The organism is Sphingomonas sp. IC-11, assembly GCF_021043365.1.
In the GTDB taxonomy this organism is placed as follows: Bacteria; Pseudomonadota; Alphaproteobacteria; order Sphingomonadales; family Sphingomonadaceae; genus Sphingomonas.
Genome location: NZ_JAJNDU010000001.1, coordinates 1313818 through 1330418 on the forward strand (window position 1 = coordinate 1313818; position 16601 = coordinate 1330418).

Consider the following 16601-nt stretch of genomic DNA (forward strand, 5'->3'; position numbering starts at 1 on the left):
ACTGGTGATTGCGCCTGTCGTCCATCATGTCCTCCGATCAGGCTGCGCTAGTGCCGCCTACTCGAAGACTGAACGCTACCGTCGGTCCAGCGATCCATCCCGCGTTGCGGGGTGATGGTGGAAGGGACTGGATTCGAACCAGTGTACACTTGCGTGGGCAGATTTACAGTCTGCTGCCTTTAACCACTCGGCCACCCTTCCACAGGGCCGCTTCGTCAGAGCGAGGGCGCCCAATGCCGAAGCCGCGGCGACCTGTCAACGCATGTGATCACGGTTGCACGAAGGAATTGTCGCGCATAGCAGGCCGCAACCACTTTCCAGGAGTTTACGAGGGCGATGCGCCACCTTTTGCTCGCCGCGGCGGCTATCGTTACGCCGGCTCACGCCCAGGATCACGCCGCCACGGTGCGAATCATGGATGAAGGTCTTGCCCGCTCACAGGTGATGGTGACCGCTCAGCACCTGACAGATGTGATCGGTCCGCGCCTCACCAATTCACCGCAGATGCGGGCCGCCGAGGTCTGGACACAAGCCCGGTTCAAGGAATGGGGCTTGAAGAACGTCCACAAGGAAGGTTTCGATTTCGGTCGTGGCTGGTGGATTGAACGGTCCAGCGTTCGGATGGTGACGCCGAGGCCATTGCAGCTGACTGCGATCCCGATCGCGTGGACACCGCCGACGGCTGGAACGCTGAGTGCACCGATCAAGGTCGCGCCTATGAAGAAGGCGAGCGACTTTGCGCAATATCGGGGCAAGCTGGCGGGCAAAATCGTGCTTGTCTCCCAACCCGGCGAGGTGTCGGAGCGGAAGCGGGCGATTTTCGAGCGCTTGAGTGACGAGGATCTTGGAAAGCTCGACTCCTATGACCTGCCGAACCACGATCCCCACGCAGATGCCCGTGAGCTGAAAAACGCGGATTTCGAGAAGCAGCGGGACGCCTTTTTGAAGGCGGAGGGTGCGCTCGCCTACGCGACCATCTCGTACCGTGATGGCAAGCTCGTTCATGGCGAAGGCTATATGTTCGAGGCCGGGAAGTCTCCGACGTTGCCGGGCGTACAGATCGCTGCCGAAGATTACCGTCGCTTGGCGCGCCTCGCCAAGATCGGGCAGACGCCGACGTTAGAGATCATCAGCGACGTTCGATACGATGACAGCGATCAGCAAGCGTATAACATTTTTGCTGAGATACCCGGGACTGATCCAAAGGCCGGTTATGTGATGGCCGGAGCGCATCTCGACAGCTGGGTGGCTGGCGACGGGGCTACCGATAATGCTGCGGGATCCGCTGTCGTCATGGAAGCGGCGCGCATTTTGGCGAAGCTGAACGTGCGCCCGAAGCGAACAATTCGGTTCGCGCTTTGGTCTGGTGAGGAGCAGGCTCTGCTGGGAAGCCTTGCTTGGGTCGAAAAGAACCTCGCGACGCGTGGCAATGCTGGCGATCCGCCGCTTACCGGCGAAAGACGCTATTACGAGTGGCCCAAGCGCTGGCCGATCAATCCGCGTCCGGGTTATTCAGAGCTGGCGGCATATTTCAACGTCGACAATGGCTCGGGACGCTTTCGCGGAATCTATGCGGAGAACAATCCGGAGGCGGCGGCGACGTTCCGCGAATGGATGGTGCCACTCCAAGGCCTCGGAATGACAACCGTGGCGGCGGGCCGCACCGACGGTACGGACCACGTCTTCATGCAGTCTGTCGGCGCACCAGGGTTCCAGTTCATTCAAGACCCGCTCGAATATAGCAGCCGGACGCATCATTCCTCCGCCGACACGTTCGATCACCTGAAGGCGGAGGACATGCGACAGGGCGCTACCGTGCTGGCTGCGTTCCTGCTTAACGCGGCAAATGCGGCCAAGCCGCTTCCGCGGCCGCCGCTGCCTACGCCGCCCGCGGTGGCCAATCCTTTTTCCTATCCTGATCCGGAAGAGACAAACTGATGGCGCGTCGTGGACATCGCCCGAGCCAGGCACCAAGCAATCGCCCGCGGTTTTGGGGGCGGCATGCTGTAACAGCTGCACTGGCCAACCCCGAGCGGACGGTTCGCAAGATTTGGGGAACGCGAGAAGCGCTCGCAAACCTTCAGCTGCCCCCATTGTTGCCGGTCGTTTTCGCGGATGCGGCTGATCTTGGTCGAATGGTGCCATCTGACGCGCCTCACCAAGGCCTTGTTGCCGAGGTGGACCCGCTGGAGGAGATCTGGCTCGGAGACCTTCTCGAGCAAGGGCGCGACGACAGCCGCCCCCTGATCGTTCTCGATCAAGTGACCGATCCCCATAATGTGGGTGCGGTGCTGCGATCCGCCGCCGCTTTCGATGCCCTCGGCATCGTCACGCAGGATCGCCATGCGCCGCCGGAGTCCGGTGCTCTTGCGCGCTCGGCCTCGGGAGCGCTGGAGTCGGTGCCATGGGTTCGCGTCGTCAATCTGGCTCGCGCGCTGGACGAGATCGCTGAAGCAGGTTTCTGGCGCATCGGTCTGACCGGCCACGCATCGCAAACGCTCGGCGACACGATGGGGCAGGGACGTATCGCCCTGGTGCTAGGTGCTGAGGGCGAGGGTATGCGCCAGAATACCGAGGCGCACTGTGATCAGCTCGCGAAGTTGCCGATCAGCCCGAAGGTTGAAAGCCTTAATATATCCAATGCCGCGGCCATCGCTCTCTATGCGATCGCCACTCGCTAAGGGCACTTACTGATCGTCGCGTCCGGGCACCCGTCCTCCTCCAGGCGGGTGCCCGACGCTATGTCGACACTCAGTCTTCCTCGGCGATCCGCACCTTCAACCCGTCGAGCTCCGGGCCAAAAGGCAGCTGGCAGGAGAGGCGGGAGTATTCGTCACGGCTGCTGGACGACTCAAGCAGGTCATTCTCGTCCTCGGTCATGGGCGGGAGTTTGGCCGCAAATTCCGGGTCGACATGGATGTGGCAAGTCGCACAGCTGCAGCAGCCCCCGCAAAGCGCAAGGATCTCGTCAATGCCACCGTCGCGGATGACTTCCATCACCGACAGCCCCGCTGCACCATCGATTACACGTTCTTCCCCGTCGCGCAGCGTGACGATAAGCTTCGACATCATGCTCTCCCCGCAAGTTCCCCGCTCCATTGCCGATCTTGTGGGCCGCCTGCAATGGGGCTGAGCGAAGAGCAGCTCCGCGCCGACGTCGACGCGCTTGTGCAGATCGAACCGCTGTTCGGGTCGGCATTGGCCCGCGTCGGGTATCCGCCCACCCGGATTCGCGAGCGCGGGTACGTCACCCTGATGCGAACGATCGTGGGACAGCAGGTGAGTGTAAAAGCCGCTGATGCGATGTGGCGGAAACTGACCGATATGGTCGGAGAGCCGATTGACCTGGCTCGGATCGGCCGCGCCAGTGACGACGAACTGCGAGCTGCGGGCATCTCTCGGCAGAAGTCGGCCTATTTGCGAAGCCTTGCGGAGGAGGTTCTGAGCGGTCGGCTGGACTTCGCGAACCTGCCTGAGGATGATGAGGCGGCGATCGCCCAGCTGGTGCAGGTGAAGGGGGTCGGGCGCTGGTCCGCCGAGATCTATTTGCTCTTCGCGGAAGGACGACGGGACATTTGGCCCGCTGGCGATCTGGCGGTGCAGATCGAAATTGGGAAGATCCTCGGTCATGAGGCTCGACCGAGTGAGAAGCTGACACGGGCGTGGGCGGAAGCGTGGCGGCCGCATCGCGGTGCGGCTGCGATTTTCGCCTGGCATCATTACGGCGCAAAGGGCGGTGCGGCGCCGGTCTAGAGATGGTGGGCCTTTCCTTTGCGTCTCTGTAGATCTCACCAGCTGCTGGACCTACCCGGCTGCGCAATCGGAATTATGGTAGCGAGATGAGCATCGAGCGACGGACCTTTCTGATCGGGACTACAGCTTTCGCTGCCGTGAGTTCAGCGCAGGGTGAGAAGCTAGAGGCCATGTACGGCCTCATCGGAAAGATGAGGGCGCAGCGGGGAAAGCGGGACGCGCTGATCGCAATCCTGATGGAAGGAATCGCGGGCATGCCGGGGTGCCTGAGCTATGTGATCGCCAATGATCCGGCCGATCCCGACATCATCTGGATAACAGAAGTCTGGGCGTCGAAGGCTGCGCATCAGGCGTCACTTCGGCTACCCTCGGTTCTAGATGCGATCTCCAGAGGAAGGCCACTAATCGCCACTATGGAGAACATCGCCCAGACCACGCCCGTCGGAGGAACAGGTTTAGCCCGGTAAGATCGTCCGGCGGCGCAGGCGCTTCCCGAGAGCCGCTGGCCAGTAGCCGAGAGCGATGACGTGACCGACCAGCGGCGCGTACTTTCAAGCAGGAAACCGGCAGCTGTTCGTGATGGCCCTAAAGCTTTTGGCTTCTGACCAGTTGGTCGCGACGGGTATTTGTCCGTCGGGCGATTGGACCAACCACCAACCAGTCTTCGTTAGTGGGTTAGCGCGCCGCTTTCCACACCTGTGTCTGGCAGATGAAGGATATGCAGCCCTTCACGCGCAACGTGCCGTTCTCCCCGCGAGTGACAATGGACTTGTAGCTCTTGCCGTTTCGCGGATCGTAGATGCGACCGCGCCATTCGTTTCCGGCATCGGTGAAGCCGGAGAGGATGGGAAGACCGACCATCGACCGGTTCCGCAATGACGGGTCGGGATTGTTCACATCGGTGGTCGGGGCGCCCGGTCGCGGCTTTACAACAGCAGCGATTCTTCCGCAGGTGCTGGTGCCACAGGGCCCCACTTGAATGATGGCGGAGCCGTCTTCGGTAAGCCAGCGCCCGGCAATCGGTTGTGCGGCGTGCGCATACCCGGCAAGGGAGAGCGCGAGAAGAGCGGCTGCAGCGCGAGTAATCGTCATGCGCCAGCTTATCGGAGGACCGCGATGAACACGCAATGGACGATCGGGATCATCGGCGGCTCCGGATTGTACGCGATAGACGGACTGGAAGAGGCTGAGTGGCGACATGTTCCAAGTCCCTGGGGTGAGCCATCAGACGAGATATTGTTCGGCAGGATCGGCGACGTGGCGATCCGCTTCCTGCCCCGGCACGGGCGTGGCCACCGTTTCTCACCAGACCAAATTCCGGTTCGGGCCAACATCGACGCGCTGAAGCGGGCTGGGTGCACCGACCTGATCGCCATCTCATCGGTCGGCTCGCTTCGGGAGGAGCTGGAGCCAGGGCGGTTTGCGATCGTGGATCAATACGTTGATCGAACGGTGGCCCGGCCAACCAGCTTCTTTGGCACCGGTTTGGTGACGCATGTTTCGATGGCCGACCCGGTGTGCGAGCGACTGTCGGCGTTTGCCGCTGCCGCTGTTCAGGCGGCGGGCGGTAAGGTGACGGAACGCGCCACCTACCTGGCGATGGAAGGGCCGCAGTTCTCCACCCGTGCGGAAAGCCGCATGTACCGCGACTGGGGCTGCGATGTGATCGGGATGACCGGTATGCCGGAGGCACGGCTCGCGCGTGAGGCGGAGCTGCCCTATGCCCTGATCGGAATGGTGACCGATTTCGATTGCTGGCGAGAGAATGAAGCTGCCGTCGAGGTAACCGCCATTGTGGCGCGAATGGCGGCGAACGGCGATATTGCGCGATCGGCAATCAAGGCGTTTTTGGACGCCCTGCCGGCGCACCGAACCCCTTCCCCGATTGACCATGCCCTGGATGGGGCGATCATGACGGCACCTTCGCAGCGTGATCCCGTCCTGATCGAGCGCAACACCGCCATTCTCGCCCGTTTGAACCGTTGAAACCGAAGGACGAGTTCCGCATTGCAGCAGGGATGACACCTCCCGCCGCCGAGTTGATGCGATCGCTGCCCGAGGTTCACGCCTCAATACGAGTGCCACAAGGCGCGAGCTTCTGGCGGAGACTGTTCGCTTTCGTTGGGCCGGGGTGGCTGGTCGCGGTCGGCTATATGGACCCTGGCAACTGGGCCACGGACATCGCCGGCGGGTCGGCGTTCGGCTACACGCTGCTGAGCGTTATCCTGCTCTCTAACCTGATGGCGATCATCCTGCAGGCGCTCTCTGCCCGGCTGGGGATCGGGGCGGGCATGGATCTGGCGCAGGCGTGTCGGCAGCAATATTCCCGGCCGGTATCGCTCGTCCTGTGGGTGTTGTGTGAAATAGCGATCATCGCATGCGACCTGGCGGAGGTGTTGGGCACTGCGATCGCGCTCAAGTTGCTGTTCGGACTACCGCTCGTTGCGGGTGTTTGTATAACGGCGCTTGATGTCTTCTTGATCCTGGCACTGCAACGCTACGGCTTCCGACGCCTGGAAGCGTTTGTGGCGTCACTGCTGATCGTGATTGCAGGCTGCTTTGCCCTGGAACTGGCCTGGGCAGGACCGGACTGGGGAGCCGCCGCGGCGGGACTGATCCCCTCCGCGGAGATCGTCAGCAATCCCGCGATGCTTTACATCGCGATCGGCATTCTCGGCGCCACTGTGATGCCTCACAACCTGTACCTCCATTCGGCCATCGTGCAGACGCGGGCAGTAGGTGACGAGGTCGCCGACAAGCGCGACGCGCTGAAGATGGCGACAATCGACTCCACAGTCAGCCTGGGACTGGCATTCTTCATCAATGCAGCAATACTGGTGCTCGCCGCCGCGACGTTCCACGTCGCGGGGCGGACAGAGGTCGCCGAAATCGAGGAAGCGCACCGGTTGCTCGCACCGATGCTGGGCGTCGGCGTGGCGAGCATTGTCTTCGCCGTGGCCTTGCTGGCCAGCGGTCAGAACTCCACCGTTACCGGAACGCTCGCGGGTCAGATCGTGATGGAGGGTTTTCTTGACCTTCGCCTGCCGCTTTGGTTGCGGCGCATGATCACTCGCGGGCTCGCAATCATCCCGGCGGTGATTGGCGTTGCGCTTGCGGGGGACAGCGGGGCAACCCAGCTGCTGGTGTTGAGCCAGGTGGTGCTTAGCTTGCAGTTGCCCTTTGCCGTGCTGCCGCTGGTGGCGTTTACGGGGAGCAGGCGGCTGATGGGCCCGCTGGCAGCGCCACGTTGGCTGGCGGCGCTTGCCTGGGGCATTGCGGCGGTGATCGTTGCGCTGAACGGCTGGATGCTGTGGGGTTTGGTAACCGGTTGAGCGGCCGGTTGCCTAATCAGGCGATCAGTCGTTCGCGCAACGCTTGACGACGCGCTGCGTCGACACCCAACACTTCCTCCGCATAGCGTTCCGTTGATCCATAGCGCTGCTTGATTGAGCGGGTCGCGGCGTCAAGGTACATGGCGTCCACGCCCATCAACGTTTCGATGGCCTCATCGGTGATCTGCGAACCATAGCGCTGGCGGATCGAGTCACCTGCCGCAGCGATACGACGTTGTTGATTGCCGGCAACATTAGTGAGCAGATAATCCGCCATCACGTCATCCTCGTGCACGCCGAGAAGACGATGCAGCAACGCCGCTGCCAAGCCGGTCCGATCCTTACCGGCGAGACAGTGCAGGAGGCTGGAGCCGTCGCGCGTCGCCAGTGCTTCGAAATACAGCGTGAGCGAGCGGATAAGCACTGTGCGAAACGGCATGTTCTCGTACAGCCGCGTCATCGCCGCGCGCGCTTCATCGGCCGTGGTGATGCCGCGGCCCGCCTCTTCATGCGGCGCGAGTTCCGATCCGGCAGTTTCCCCGGGCGCGAAAAGGACGAGGCCATCGAAACCATCGTGGCGGAGGCACGGCATCAACTGCCGCTCGCTGTCACCACGAAGATCAATTACCGTGGAGATGCCCAGATTGGCCACGGTCGCCAAATCCTTCTCCGTCGCGTCGCCATGTTGCCCGGAGCGCCAGAGCACACCATTGCGGAGACGCCCGTCACTGCCGGTGTAACCGCCGTAATCGCGGAAGTTATGGATACCTTCGAGGACGAGGACACGATCGTTCATGCGTGATTGCTACCCCAACAACATGACAATGTCGCGTCGATTAAGCGTGTTGGCTTAAAAAGCCGGCTGTCGCATGGTGTCACACCGCGAGCAGCCGGCGCGGATCAGGCCGGGTCGCCGTCCTTATACTTCATCTCGAGGAAACGCCCGCGTGTCTCCAGCGAATCGAGATCACTGCGCGCCAGTTCCTCGCTTAATTGGCCGATCTCACGCTCGATCAGCTCCAGACCTTCGACGAGCTGCCGATCGGGTGTCTTTCCATTGCGTTCCGCGCCCCGGAGTTCAGATGGTACGCGTTGATAGTCGCGGATGAACTCGGGCAATTGCTCGCCCACCAGGCGCCTGATATCGGCCGCCGCCGGCGTATCATCTTCTACCGACGCCAGCTGCTTGCCGAGCGTGTCCAGACGCAGGCCGATGCGGTCCGTCACCTGAACCGCCGGGGCCGGCAATGCAGGGCGCTGCGCATCAAGCCAGCGTGTCGTTTGCGTCGGCAACGCTTTCAACTCGCTTCTGGCGAGCTTCTCGTGAGTCACCGGGCGGGGACCTGGTGCAAAGGCGATGGCGAGCGTCACCGCCATCATGACCATCATGACCGCAAGTGCGCCGAAGATGCCGAGCGGCGCCACGGCGAGACCGATGATCGCGGCCGCAATCAGGATCGCGACATTGGCAGCGCCGATTGCCGCCACCCGTTTCGCAAGACCCCGACCGTTGTTTGCTCCCCGGACGGTCGGCAAGCCCTCGAATGACTGAAGCCTGACCCTGTCGAGCGTGCCACGGGCGCGCGCCAGCGCCTCGTCGGTGTCGTGAGAGATCACAGCGCCTCCAGCTTGAAGGTCTCAGGCGAGGAGCCAACGCGGTTCTGCGCCGCGCCCTCCGCCCGGGCGATGTAGCCGCGTGATTTTTCGACTTCGCCGGACAGCGTGTCGACAGTGGCCTTCATGGAGTCGAGGGCCTTCAGCTTGAAGGTGTCGATCGCATCCATGGTTTCGTAGATGTTCTGGAACGCCCGCTGGAGCGTTTCGAGCGGGATGGCCGAACTTGCCGCTTGCTCATGGATACGAGCGGTATTCGAACGCAGCAGCTTGCCCGTCGAGTCGATGATGCTCGCGGTCGTATTGTTCAGCTGGGTAATCTGTTCCAGCACGAGCTTTTGATTGGTCATCGCCTGCGCGACCGTCACGGCAGTGCGCAGCGCCGCCACAGTTGTCGTGGATGCCCGATCAACGCCTTTGATGAGCTCGACGTTGTTCTTCTTGACGAGGTCGAGTGCCAGATAACCCTGGACGGTCACTGCCATCTGGGTCAGCAGATCCTGAGTCCGCTGCCGCGCGTAGAACAAGGCGCTTTCGCGGATCGCCTTGGCCTTTGCCGGGTCGGTGGCGTCCAGTTCGTTGGCCTTATCTTCAAGCTTCTGATCGAGCATCTTCGAGAGCTGGATCATCTGCTCCAGCTTGCCCATGGCGCTCCACAGATTAGCGCGTTCGGTGTCGATGGAGGCGTTGTCCATCAACAGCTCGTCCTTGCCCGAAGCAAGGCTCTTCAGGATCGAGGCGATGTGGGTCTGGCTCGATTTGTAGCTGTCGAAATAATTCCGCATCTTGTTGCCGAACGGAATGATGCCGAACAATTTCTGGGGCGCCGTCAGATTGCCCTTCTTGCCGGGATCCAGATCCTCCACCACCCGGCGGAGCTGAGCGAGGTCCTTACCCACGCCGGTTTCCTGATCCATCGCGCGTACCGGGCGATCAAGGAAGCGGTTCGACTGGCCCGCAGCGTCGCGAATCTCCTTGGCCCCCATGTTGGTGATCGCATCGACCACCTTGCCGAATTCAGGGCTGTTCGCGTCCCGTTCGATCAGCTGCTGAACGGCATAGTCAGCGCGTTCCTCCAGCTTCGACTTCGTGCCGTCGTCCACCGGGACCAGGCCAGCCGCCTTTTCCGCGGCGACGGTCGGCACCGGATCGGGTGGTGTGAGCTTCAGCGCCGGCTCGGTCGCGGTGATCGTGTCGGGGGTGCTCGCCATGTGTTCCTCCAGCGTTGCCGTCACGATGACGGCAGACGGGTCTTCGTTCAAGTGTATCAGGGATATAATACGCGTTCCTGTCTTGCGCAAAGCCCGGCCATTGCACAGGAACGCTTCATCCGAGTTCGACGCACGACGAGACGAGAGAGGAAGTCACATGCGCGCTGTCGCCTTCAAACAGCCGGGACCGCTGAGCCGCGAAGACTCGTTGGTCGACATCGAACTTCCCGATCCCGTGGCGACTGGCCGCGATCTGCTCGTCCGGATCCATGCCGTTTCGGTGAATCCCGTGGACGTAAAGGTGCGCGCCGGAATGCGCGGCGGCGGCGAAGATTGGCGGGTGCTCGGCTTTGACGCGGCAGGGGAGGTGGTAGCGGCCGGACCCGAGGTAACTGGGTTTAAGGTGGGTGATCACGTGATGTATGCCGGGCAGATCGATCGTCCCGGCAGCAACGCGGAACTCCAGCTCGTTGATGAGCGAATCGTCGGACGAAAGCCTGCTTCGCTCGATTGGGCGGCCGCCGCAGCGCTGCCGCTGACGACAATCACCGCCTGGGAAGCGCTGTTCGACAAGCTGGATGTGCGCCGGGCGATTCCAGGCGCCGCACCGGCGGTGTTCGTCCTCAATGGCGCAGGTGGCGTCGGGTCGATCGCCATACAGTTGCTACGGGCGCGGACCGATCTGACCGTCATTGCTTCCGCATCGCGGCCAGAGACGAAAGCCTGGGTCGAAGAGTTGGGCGCTCACCATGTGGTGAACCATCGTGGACCGATGGCGCCGCAGATCGACGCGCTGGGGCTCGGCAAGCCGGGCCACGTGTTTTCCACCACGCACACGGACGAACATCTCGCCGACATCACGCGCCTGATCGCGCCGCAGGGTAAGCTTTGTCTGATCGACGACCCAAAGACCCTCGACATAATGCCGCTGAAAGCGAAAGCCGTGTCGGTTCATTGGGAGCTGATGTTCACCCGGCCGCTCTTCAAGACGCCCGACATGGCGGAGCAGGGAAGGCTGCTCAACGAAGTCGCCAATCTCGTGAATGCGGGACGCATCCGTTCGACGGTGACCGAAACGATGGGTGCGATCACGGCGGCTAACCTGAAGCGCGCTCATGGCCTAATCGAGAGTGGGACAGCGCGCGGGAAGGTCGTGCTTGCGGGCTGGTGATGCTGCGGACGCGAAGGCTGGCGCTTGCGGGTCATTTCGGCTATGCGCGCCCGCAATGCTGCCGCGCCGTGGCGGCCATCCAGGAAAATGTATGAATCTGCGCAATATCGCCATCATCGCGCACGTCGATCATGGCAAAACCACGCTTGTTGACCAGCTTTTCCGCCAATCGGGTACCTTCCGAGACAATCAGCGCGTGGAAGAACGCGCGATGGACTCGAACGATCTGGAGAAGGAGCGCGGGATCACCATTCTTGCGAAGCCGACCTCGATCGAGTGGGAAGGCACCCGCATCAACATCGTGGACACCCCTGGTCACGCGGACTTCGGCGGTGAGGTGGAGCGCATCCTTTCGATGGTCGACGGCGTGATCCTGCTGGTCGATTCGTCCGAAGGCGCGATGCCGCAGACGAAGTTCGTGACTGGCAAGGCGTTGGCGCTGGGGCTTCGTCCGATCGTCGTTGTCAACAAGGTCGATCGTCCCGACCAGCGCATTCAGGAAGTGCTGGATGAAGTTTTCGACCTGTTCGTCAGCCTTGATGCCACGGACGAGCAGCTCGACTTCCCGGTTCTCTACGCCTCGGGCCGCAACGGCTATGCCAGCGAGGATCCCGATCGTCGTGAAGGCACGCTGACCCCGCTGTTCCAGAAGATCGTCGATCACGTGCCGCCGCCGGCGCTGGATGTCGATGCGCCGTTCACGTTCCTGGTCACGCTGCTCGATCGTGACAACTTTCTGGGCCGCGTGCTGACGGGCCGCGTCAACTCCGGCACGGTCAAGGTCAACCAGCCGATCCATGCGCTCGATATGGATGGCAAGGTGATCGAGACGGGCCGCGCCTCCAAGATCATGACCTTCCAGGGACTGGAGCGTGTGCCGACCGACGAGGCGCGCGCTGGCGACATCATCAGCCTTGCCGGCCTGACGGTCGCTACGGTTTCGAACACTATCGCCGACACCAGCGTCACCGAAGCGATCCAGGCGCAGCCGATCGATCCGCCGACGCTGTCGATGCGGTTTGCGGTGAACGATTCGCCGATGGCAGGCCGCGAGGGCAGCAAGGTGACGAGCCGCATGATCCGCGATCGCCTGTTCCGTGAGGCGGAATCGAACGTCGCGATCAAGGTGACCGAATCGGCCGACCGCGACAGCTTTGAGGTCGCCGGCCGCGGCGAACTTCAGCTCGGCGTGCTGATCGAGACGATGCGCCGCGAAGGCTTCGAGCTCGGAATCAGCCGCCCGCGCGTGCTGTTCCGCGAGGACGAGAACGGCAAGAAGCTCGAGCCGTATGAAACCGTCATCATCGACGTGGACGAGGAGCATTCGGGCACCGTCGTCGAGAAGATGAACCTGCGTAAGGCCGAGATGACCGACATGCGTCCGTCGGGCGGTGGCAAGACGCGCATCACCTTCTCCGCGCCCAGCCGCGGCATGATCGGTTACCACGGCGAGTTCCTGTCGGACACGCGTGGCACGGGCATCATGAACCGGCTCTTCGAGAAGTACGGACCCCACAAGGGTCCGATCGAGGGGCGCAAGAACGGCGTGCTGATCTCCAACGGTGCTGGCGAGGCTCAGGCCTATGCGCTGGGTCCGCTCGAGGATCGCGGCATCCTGTTCGTCGGTCATGGCGAAGCCCTCTACGAGGGTATGATCATCGGCGAGAACGCCAAGACGGATGACCTTGAGGTCAATCCGATGAAGGCGAAGCAGCTGACGAACTTCCGCGCCTCGGGCGGCAAGGACGATGCGATCCGCCTGACCCCCCCGAAGAAGATGACGCTCGAACAGGCTATCGCCTACATCGATGATGACGAGATGGTGGAGGTGACGCCGAAGACCATCCGTCTGCGCAAGCGCTTTCTCGATCCGCATGAGCGCAAGCGCCAGAAGCGTTCGGCCGAGGCAGCTTAATTATGCCGCCGATCAGTACCGCACCCGTTCGGGTCGGACTGATCGGCTTCGGTTATGCGGGGCGCACGTTCCACGCCCCGCTGATCCGCGCGACCGAAGGTGTTGCGCTTGTCGCGGTCGCCTCCTCGCGTCCATCTGAGGTGCGTACGGCGCTCGGTGATGTTGCGGTTACTGATACTGCCGAAGCCCTTGTTGCACGCGATGGCATCGATCTAATCGTAGTCGCCAGCCCCAATGACAGCCACGCGCCGCTGGCGCTGGCCGCGTTAGCGGCTGGCAAGCATGTCATCGTGGAAAAACCGTTCGCCCTGTCGTTGGACGAAGCGCGTGCGGTGATCGTGGCGGCAGATCGTGCCGATCGCCTGCTTACGGTATTTCACAACCGTCGCTGGGACAGCGACTTTCTGTCCGTGAGAGCGGCAATTGATCGGCAGGCGATAGGGCAGGTCGCTCATTTCGAAAGCCGATTCGATCGATTTCGCCCGGTCGTGCGCGATCGTTGGCGCGAGCGGGCGACGCCGGGCGGCGGGATATGGTATGATCTTGGTCCCCACCTGATCGATCAGGCTCTGCAGCTGTTCGGTCTTCCTGAACGGGTGGAAGCGAATCTGGCCATCCTTCGGCGCGGCGGCTCGGCGCACGATTGGGCGCACGCAGTCCTTGAGTATGCGGACAAGCGGGTCGTCCTTCAGGCCAGCATGCTTGTTGCCGGCGGCAGCGCCCGTTTTGTGGTGCATGGAAGTGCCGGCAGCCTGGTGAAGGAGCGGGGAGACCAGCAGGAAGCGCAACTGCTCGCGGGATTGCGGCCTGGTGAGGCGGGCTGGAGTGAAGACCATGATCCGCTCGTTCTGCACGATGGGCAGAGCCGCCATGTACTGCCGGTGGTCGCGGGAGATCAGCGCGACTTCTATCGCGCCGTGGCCGCGGCGATCCGCGACCACGCGCCAAACCCGGTTCCTCCAGCGCAAGCCCTCGCCACGATGGCGGTGATCGAAGCAGGTCTGCTCTCTTCGAAGCAGCGCCGGGCGATAGCTTTGCCACTCACGCCGGCGGAGCGGGAGTCGTTTAGCGGGCGTTAGCCGCAACTACGGTTTCTACAGGCATGGAAGCGACAAATACTCGCGCCGGACCTCCAGGGTTCGGTACTGCTCAGGACAGTCCGCCGAGTTCCATCAATGCCGTCCATTCCTCCTCGCGCACCGGCGTGACCGACAGGCGGCTTTGACGAAGAACCTCGAGACTTGCGAGGCGGGGTTCCGCCTTGATCGTTGCCAACGGCACGGGCCTGGGCAGCTTTTTCAGCGGCCGCACGGCCACAGACGCCCACACGCCCTTTTCGCCATCCGGCCGCCACGCCCGCACGATTTCCATCGTGCCGACAGCCGCCTTCTCCTTGTTCGAGTGATAAAAGATCGCCTGATCGCCCGGCGTCATTTCCTTGAGGAAGTTACGAGCGGTGTAGTTGCGAACGCCGTCCCATTCCGTTTCCCCGTCGCGGATAAGATGGTCCCACCCATAGACATCAGGTTCCGACCTCAACAACCAGAATCGCATCGAATCCTAAACCCATTATGAACGCGACATTCCGCGCCGGTTAAGCCCGACTCGCGCATACCATCAAACACGCTCATGGCATCGTGCGTTTACACCTTCAGAGCGGACCGAGCGTATGTGTTAGGAGGTTCGAGATGAACGGATTTCTGATGAAGGCCGGATTAGGTACTGCGCTGGCAGCCTCGGCACTTGCCACTGCGGCACCGGCTAGCGCGCAGCGTTGGCACCATCGCTATGATCGCGGTTCGGACGTCGCTGCCGGCGCGCTGATCGGCGGCGTGGTCGGGCTGGGACTTGGTGCGGCGATCGCGTCGAGCAACCGCGGTCCTTATTACGACTATCCGCGCTACCGCGAGTACCGGGGCTACTACCCGCGGTCCTACTACAATGACTATCGTCCGAGGTGGCGAGGGCCAAGGTGCTTCCGCCAGTGGCAATGGGATCCCTATTACGGTGAACGGGTTCCTGTGCGGGTCTGTCGTTAACTAGCTTCAACGAGCACGCAGGGGGCGGCGCGGGGGATCTATTCTCCCGCGCCGCTTTTTCTGTTGGGAGTGGCGCGGGGATCGTTTAGTCGCGCAGCCATGACTGACACACCGCCAGATCACCTCTCCATTGATCCTTCGAGCCCTTATTTCGATCAGCCGACGCTCGAGCGCGGCATCGGCATCCGCTTCAAGGGCGTCGAGCGAAACGATGTCGAAGAGTATTCGATTTCCGAAGGCTGGATCCGCGTCGCCCTGGGCAAGAAGGTCGATCGCCGGGGACGGCCGCTCACCATCAAGCTTTCCGGTCCCGTTGAGGCGTATTTCCAGAGCCCGGCTTCCGGTGACGATGCAGACGAGGCGGCGACCGCCTAAAGCCCCGTCGGCCGCCTGCCCAACTGTGCAGGCGGAAGTCAGCCCCCCGGGACCGTCGAGGATGGGTGCTGCGGACACCGTGCCTCTTCGATGAGGCGTGGGTCCGCAGCGGTTCTCCGCAATCAGGAATGAGGTTGGAGCGCTTGCCGCAACCCGATTGATCAAGCCGCCACAAGGCCGATTCGTGCCTTGGCGGCGTTGTACTGGCGTTCCATTCGGTCGATCCGGTCGGCGACGCTTTCCACCTTTTCCACCGCACCAATGCCCTGGCCAGAGCCCCAGATGTCGCGCCATGCCTTGGCCTTAGGCGCATTGTCGCCCTGACCGAAGTTCATGGTCTTGTAATCACCCTCGGGCAGATTGTCTGGATCTAGTCCTGCACGCTCGATTGAGCCGCGCAGATAATTGCCGTGCACGCCGGTGAACAGGTTGGAATAGACGATGTCGGAGGCGCGACCTTCGACGATGCCGTTCTTGTAACCCTCATCCGCGTTAGCCTCGAGCGTGGCGATGAAGGGTGATCCGATATAGGCGAAGTCGGCGCCCATCGCTTGCGCGGCCAGCACTGCGTCACCGGTGGCGATGGAGCCGGAGAGTGCTACCGGGCCGTCGAACCATTGGCGAATTTCGCTGACGAGAGCGAATGGAGAAAGGCGTCCGGCGTGACCGCCCGCGCCCGCAGCTACCGGGATCAGACCATCGGCACCCTTTTCGATCGCCTTGCGCGCAAAACGGTCGTCGATAACGTCGTGAAAGGTGATGCCGCCCCAATTGTGAACAGCCTGGTTCAACTCCTCGCGTGCGCCGAGGGAGGTGATGGTGATCGGAACCTGCCACTTCTCGCAAGTGGCGAGATCAGCCTCCAGCCGATCGTTCGACTTATGTACGATTTGGTTGACCGCGAAGGGCGCGGCCGGGCGATCGGGATTGTTACGATTATGCGCCGCAAGTTCTTCGGTGATCCGGTGCAGCCATTCGTCAAGAAGCCCTTGCGGGCGCGCGTTCAGGGCAGGGAAGGAGCCGACGATGCCGGCCTTACACTGCGCGATCACGAGATCCGGACCGGAGATGATGAACAGCGGCGAGCCGATGACCGGCAAGCGCAAGCGGGAGAGGATCGCTGGGACTGACATAAGTCAGGTTATGTCGGGTGAGTAACCACCTGTCCAGCAGAGCGCGCTACAGCCCACC

The 16601-nt window shown here is 62.3% G+C and carries 18 protein-coding genes and 1 tRNA gene; 11 read left to right on the plus strand and 8 right to left on the minus strand.

Annotation, left to right across the window (positions count from 1 at the left end; translation table 11 throughout):
* Positions 1-115: 115 nt before the first annotated feature.
* Positions 116-201, minus strand: a tRNA-Tyr gene (locus tag LQ954_RS06335).
* A 135-nt stretch (positions 202-336) separates the two neighbouring features.
* On the opposite strand from LQ954_RS06335, the gene LQ954_RS06340 reads away from it, so the two are divergent.
* Together LQ954_RS06340 and rlmB are read left to right on the plus strand one after the other, a co-directional pair.
* The gene (locus LQ954_RS06340; RefSeq protein ID WP_231022387.1) at positions 337-1938 is read left to right on the plus strand and encodes a M20/M25/M40 family metallo-hydrolase; all 1602 of its coding nucleotides are present in this window, start codon (positions 337-339) and stop codon (positions 1936-1938) included.
* On the plus strand, positions 1938-2681 hold the full coding sequence (rlmB, locus tag LQ954_RS06345; protein ID WP_227770311.1) for a 23S rRNA (guanosine(2251)-2'-O)-methyltransferase RlmB: 744 nt from the start codon (positions 1938-1940) through the stop codon (positions 2679-2681). Before LQ954_RS06340 ends, rlmB begins: the two co-directional genes overlap by 1 nt.
* A gap of 70 nt (positions 2682-2751) precedes the next feature.
* On the opposite strand, the gene LQ954_RS06350 is transcribed toward rlmB, so the two are convergent.
* A complete protein-coding gene (locus tag LQ954_RS06350) occupies positions 2752-3069 on the minus strand; it encodes a 2Fe-2S iron-sulfur cluster-binding protein (RefSeq protein WP_227770310.1) in 318 nt (105 codons plus the stop codon).
* A 54-nt stretch (positions 3070-3123) separates the two neighbouring features.
* Here LQ954_RS06350 and LQ954_RS06355 point away from each other — a divergent pair, with 54 nt between their 5' ends.
* Both LQ954_RS06355 and LQ954_RS06360 read left to right on the plus strand, forming a co-directional pair.
* The gene (locus LQ954_RS06355) at positions 3124-3753 is read left to right on the plus strand and encodes a DNA-3-methyladenine glycosylase family protein (RefSeq protein ID WP_231022388.1); all 630 of its coding nucleotides are present in this window, start codon (positions 3124-3126) and stop codon (positions 3751-3753) included.
* Positions 3754-3839: 86 nt separating this feature from the next.
* The gene (locus LQ954_RS06360) at positions 3840-4220 is read left to right on the plus strand and encodes a putative quinol monooxygenase (RefSeq protein WP_231022389.1); all 381 of its coding nucleotides are present in this window, start codon (positions 3840-3842) and stop codon (positions 4218-4220) included.
* A gap of 208 nt (positions 4221-4428) precedes the next feature.
* Here LQ954_RS06360 and LQ954_RS06365 read toward each other — a convergent pair whose 3' ends face one another.
* Positions 4429-4845 (minus strand): DUF2147 domain-containing protein, encoded by a 417-nt coding sequence (locus LQ954_RS06365; RefSeq protein ID WP_231022390.1) that lies wholly within the window; start codon positions 4843-4845, stop codon positions 4429-4431.
* Between the two features lie 24 nt (positions 4846-4869).
* Here LQ954_RS06365 and LQ954_RS06370 point away from each other — a divergent pair, with 24 nt between their 5' ends.
* Positions 4870-5739, plus strand: coding sequence for a phosphorylase family protein (locus LQ954_RS06370; protein ID WP_231022391.1), 870 nt, complete (start codon positions 4870-4872; stop codon positions 5737-5739).
* A gap of 32 nt (positions 5740-5771) precedes the next feature.
* Positions 5772-7085: an Nramp family divalent metal transporter gene (locus tag LQ954_RS06375; protein WP_231022392.1), complete on the plus strand. Its 1314-nt coding sequence runs from the start codon at positions 5772-5774 to the stop codon at positions 7083-7085.
* 16 nt (positions 7086-7101) lie between these two features.
* Here the strand turns inward: LQ954_RS06375 and LQ954_RS06380 are convergent, their stop codons facing one another.
* The 3 genes from LQ954_RS06380 to LQ954_RS06390 all read right to left on the minus strand — a co-directional run bounded on the left by LQ954_RS06380 (position 7102) and on the right by LQ954_RS06390 (position 9910).
* On the minus strand, positions 7102-7881 hold the full coding sequence (locus LQ954_RS06380; RefSeq protein ID WP_231022393.1) for a tyrosine-protein phosphatase: 780 nt from the start codon (positions 7879-7881) through the stop codon (positions 7102-7104).
* Positions 7882-7985: 104 nt separating this feature from the next.
* Entirely contained in the window at positions 7986-8702 is a 717-nt protein-coding gene (locus LQ954_RS06385; protein ID WP_231022394.1) for a hypothetical protein, read from the minus strand.
* Positions 8699-9910 (minus strand): toxic anion resistance protein, encoded by a 1212-nt coding sequence (locus tag LQ954_RS06390; RefSeq protein ID WP_227770302.1) that lies wholly within the window; start codon positions 9908-9910, stop codon positions 8699-8701. Before LQ954_RS06390 ends, LQ954_RS06385 begins: the two co-directional genes overlap by 4 nt.
* A 157-nt stretch (positions 9911-10067) precedes the next feature.
* Here LQ954_RS06390 and LQ954_RS06395 point away from each other — a divergent pair, with 157 nt between their 5' ends.
* From LQ954_RS06395 to LQ954_RS06405, 3 genes are all read left to right on the plus strand, one after another.
* Positions 10068-11081 (plus strand): zinc-binding alcohol dehydrogenase family protein, encoded by a 1014-nt coding sequence (locus LQ954_RS06395; RefSeq protein WP_231022395.1) that lies wholly within the window; start codon positions 10068-10070, stop codon positions 11079-11081.
* 91 nt (positions 11082-11172) lie between these two features.
* Positions 11173-12996 (plus strand): translational GTPase TypA, encoded by a 1824-nt coding sequence (gene typA / locus LQ954_RS06400; RefSeq protein WP_227770300.1) that lies wholly within the window; start codon positions 11173-11175, stop codon positions 12994-12996.
* Positions 12997-12998: 2 nt separating this feature from the next.
* A complete protein-coding gene (locus LQ954_RS06405) occupies positions 12999-14075 on the plus strand; it encodes an oxidoreductase (RefSeq protein WP_231022396.1) in 1077 nt (358 codons plus the stop codon).
* Positions 14076-14145: 70 nt separating this feature from the next.
* On the opposite strand, the gene LQ954_RS06410 is transcribed toward LQ954_RS06405, so the two are convergent.
* Positions 14146-14550, minus strand: a complete 405-nt coding sequence (locus LQ954_RS06410) for an EVE domain-containing protein (RefSeq protein ID WP_227770299.1) — start codon at positions 14548-14550, stop codon at positions 14146-14148.
* A 134-nt stretch (positions 14551-14684) separates the two neighbouring features.
* On the opposite strand from LQ954_RS06410, the gene LQ954_RS06415 reads away from it, so the two are divergent.
* Together LQ954_RS06415 and LQ954_RS06420 are read left to right on the plus strand one after the other, a co-directional pair.
* On the plus strand, positions 14685-15035 hold the full coding sequence (locus LQ954_RS06415; protein ID WP_227770298.1) for a hypothetical protein: 351 nt from the start codon (positions 14685-14687) through the stop codon (positions 15033-15035).
* Between the two features lie 99 nt (positions 15036-15134).
* Positions 15135-15410: a DUF3297 family protein gene (locus tag LQ954_RS06420; protein ID WP_231022397.1), complete on the plus strand. Its 276-nt coding sequence runs from the start codon at positions 15135-15137 to the stop codon at positions 15408-15410.
* Positions 15411-15571: 161 nt separating this feature from the next.
* Here LQ954_RS06420 and LQ954_RS06425 read toward each other — a convergent pair whose 3' ends face one another.
* Positions 15572-16543, minus strand: coding sequence for an NAD(P)H-dependent flavin oxidoreductase (locus tag LQ954_RS06425; RefSeq protein WP_231022398.1), 972 nt, complete (start codon positions 16541-16543; stop codon positions 15572-15574).
* Positions 16544-16601: the final 58 nt, after the last annotated feature.